This window comes from Kitasatospora sp. NPDC056076 (genome assembly GCF_042266305.1).
Classification (GTDB): Bacteria; Actinomycetota; Actinomycetes; order Streptomycetales; family Streptomycetaceae; genus Kitasatospora.
In genome coordinates, this window is record NZ_JBHJWG010000114.1 from 1 (window position 1) to 3,640 (window position 3,640).

1 protein-coding gene is annotated in these 3,640 nt (G+C 77.4%); it reads right to left on the minus strand.

Features of this window, described 5'->3' with window-relative positions; all coding sequences use genetic code 11:
- Window positions 1-3,640: amino acid adenylation domain-containing protein (locus ACFC1T_RS38260; RefSeq protein WP_375897398.1), on the minus strand; the 3,640-nt coding region annotated here is incomplete at both ends.

A 3,640-nucleotide genomic window follows, 5' to 3' on the forward strand; every position in this document is an offset into this window, starting at 1 on the left:
ATCTTGATCTGGTCGTCCGCGCGGCCGACGAACTCCAGGTCGCCGTCCTCGCCCCAGCGCACGGTGTCCCCGGTGCGGTACATCCGGCCGCCGGGCGGGCCGTACGGGTCGGCGAGGTAGCGGGCGGCGGTCTCCCCCGGCCGCCCGGTGTAGCCCCGGGCGAGGCCGGCCCCGGCCAGGTACAACTCGCCTGTGGTGCCCGGGGGTTGCGGCTGGAGTGCGCCGTCCAGGACGTACGCCCGGGTGTTGTCCAGCGGGCGGCCGATCGGCAGGACGGCGGGCAGCGGGTCGCCGGTGCGGAAGGCCCGGCGGGTGGCGAAGGTGGTGGTCTCGGTCGGACCGTAGACGTCGACCACGGTGAGCCCGGGGCAGGCCTCCAGCACCCGGCGCACCACGGCGCCCGGCACCGCCTCGCCGCCGGTCCACACCTCGCGGGCGCCGCGCAGGCAGCCCGGGTCCTCCTGGGCGAGCACCCGGAACAGGCCGATGGTCAGGAACAGGCAGCGCACGCCCTGCTCGGTGACGGCGCGGCGGACCACGGCGGCGTCCACGTCCCCGGGCGGGGCCAGGACGGCGGTGCCGCCGCGCAGCAGCGGCACCCACAGCTCGTAGGTGGAGGCGTCGAAGGCGTGCGGGGAGTGCACCAGCACCCGGTCGTGCCCGGCGAAGGCGCCGTCCAGGGCGAGCGCGGCGACGTCCCGGCGGCGCACGGCGACGCCCTTGGGGGCGCCGGTGGAGCCGGAGGTGAACATCAGGTACTGGAGGTGGTCGGGGTGGACGGGTGCCGGCTCGAAGCGCTCCGGCTCCGGGCCCGCGGGGCCGCCGTCGACCAGCAGCACCCGCTCGTCCGGGCGCAGTCCGGCGGCCGTACCGGCCCGGTCGGCGTCGGTGAGCAGCAGGTCCGCACCGGCCGCGGTGAGCATCCCGTGCAGCCGCTCGCGCGGGGCCCGGCCGTCCAGCGGGACGTACACCCCGCCGGTGCGGACCAGCGCCAGCTGGGCGACGACCAGGGCGACGGAACGATCCATCAGGACCCCGACCGCACGCTCCGGGCCGACCCCGAGCGCCGCCAGCCGGGCGGCCAGGGCGGCCGCGCGGGCGTCGAGTTCGCGGTAGCTCAGGCGCTCCTCGCCCGCCTCCAGGGCGACCGCCCCGGGCGACCGCCGCACCTGCTCGGCGAACAGCTCGGCGACGTCCCGCTCCGGCCGCTCGACCGCGGTGGCGTTCCAGTCGACCAGGACCTTCCGGCGCTCCCCCGCGGACAGCAGCGGGATCCGCGCGGGCGGGCGGTCGGCGCCCTCGGGCAGCGCGGTCAGCAGGGCGGTGAGCTGCCGGGCGGTGCGCCGGATTGTGCCGGGGTCGAACAGCCGCGGGTCGTAGCACAGCCGCAGGGACAGCTCCGGCCCCGGGTGGGCCAGCAGGGCGAGCGGGTAGTTGGTGGTCTCGATCCCGTCCAGCTCGCGCAGCCGCAGGCCGTGGGCGGCCGCCGCGCCGTCGTCGACCGGGTAGTTCTCGAAGACCACGATGCTGTCGAACAGGGCGGCCTGCTCGGGGAGTCCGGTGGCCGCCCGGAGCCGGGTGAGCGGCAGGAAGCCGTGCCGGCGGTCCTCGCTCTGCTCCCGTTGGAGCCCGCGCAGCCAGTCCACCAGGGTGCCGTCGGCGGGCACCGCGGTCCGGGTGGGCAGGGTGGTGATGAACAGCCCGGTCATCGACTCCACCTCGGGCAGCTCGGGCGGGCGGCCCGAGGAGGTGGTGCCGAACAGCACGTCGCCGCGGTGCGCGCCGCGGCCGAGCAGGATCGCCCAGGCGCCCTGGACCAGGGTGTTCAGGGTCAGGCCGGCGCCGCGGGCCAGCTCCTCCAGGGCCCGGGTCGCGGCGGCGGGCAGGGTGAACGGCAGGGCCCGGCTGGACTCGGCGCGGTGGCTGCCGCGCGGCTCGCGGTCGTAGGGCAGCGGGGTCGGCTCGGTGACCCCGGCCAGCCGGGTGCGCCAGTGCCGCTCCGCCTCGGCGTTGTCGCGCCCGGCCAGCCAGGCGAGGTAGTCACGGTAGGGGCGGCGGTCGGGGACGGTGCCGGGCGGGACGGTGCCGAACGGTGCGCCTCCCTCCGGGCCGGACCGGGCCAGGGCGGCGTGGGCCGCGAAGACGTCCGTGAGCACCTGGAACAGGCTCCAGCCGTCCAGCACCAGGTGGTGGAAGGACCACAGCACCCGCACCCGGTCCTCACCGAGCCGGATCAGCGCCAGCCGCTGGAGCGGGGCCCGGTCGAGGTCGAGGCCGCGGGCCCGGTCGCGGTCCAGCAGGTCGGCCAGCCGCGTGGCGCGCTCGGGCTCGGGGACCTCGCGCCAGTCCAGTTCGGTGACCGGCAGCTCCGCCCGGCGGTGCACCACCAGCAGCGGCTCGGGGACGTCCTGCCAGCGGACCCGGGCGCGCAGCACCTCGGTCCGGTCGGAGACCCACTGCCAGGCCGCGGACAGCCGGCCTGGGTCGGGCACGCCGTCCAGGACGAAGTCCAGCTGCTGGAAGTAGGCGCCGCCGCCGTCGTCCGCGAGGTCGTGGAAGAGCATGCCGGCCTGGGTGGGCGTCAGCGGGAGGACGTCCGCGACCGCGCCCGGGTCCTCGCCGGTGATCCGGTCCACGGCCGCCTGGTCGAGCCGGGCCAGCGGGAAGTCGGACGGGGTCCGCCCGGCGGCGCCGGGGCTGACCGCGAAGCGGGCGAGGTCGGCGAGCTCCTCGGCGTAGCGCCGGGCGAGCGCCTCCACGGTGGCCCGCCGGTGCCGGGGTTCGGCGTAGTGGAAGGTGAACTCCAGCGCCTCGTCGACGAGTCGGCCGACGATCTCCAGGGGGTGCGGGCGCTCGACCCCCGGGTCGGCGTCCAGCTCCAGCGGGCGGATGGTGCCGCGCAGCAGCCCGGCCCCGTCGTCCGCACGGTCGTCACCGCTGCCGCGCCCGCCCGAAACGTCCATCCGGCCCAGGTAGTTGAAGCTGATCCGGGCGGTGGGCGCGGCCGGTGCCGTGCCGGGGCGGCCCAGGTGGCGCAGGGCGTCGAAGCCGAGCCCGCGCCGGGGGACGGCCCGCAGCTGCTCCTTGACCTGCTTGAGCACGGCGTCCCAGCCGGCCTCGGACGGCACGGCCAGCGCGACCGGGTGGCGGGTGGTGAACCAGCCGACGGTGCGGCCGAGTTCGAGCTCGGCGAAGAGCTCCTCGCGCCCGTGCCCCTCCACGTCCACCAGCACCTGCGCCGGCCCGCCCGCCCCGCGCAGCGCCCGCCCGAGGGCGGACAGCAGCACGTCGTTGGCCCGGGTGCGGTAGGTCTCGGGCAGGGTGCGCAGCAGGGCGGCGGTGGCGGCGGGGTCGAGCCGTACGGTCACCGAGCGGGCCGAGGCGTAGTCGTCGGGGGCCGTCCGGTCCTCGGCCGGGAAGGGCTCGGGGTCCTGGCCGTGCGCGGACGGCGAGGGGAGGGCGTGCGCCCAGTACTCCGTCTCGTCCTCGAAGCCTCCTTCGGCGGCGAACCCGGCCAGCCGCTCGGCCCACTGCCGCAGCGGGGTGGACTTCGGCGGCAGGGCGGCCGCGCCGTCCCGGCCAGCACGGCGGGCCCGGTAGGCGGTGTCGAGGTCCTCCAGCAGCACCCGCCAGGACACCC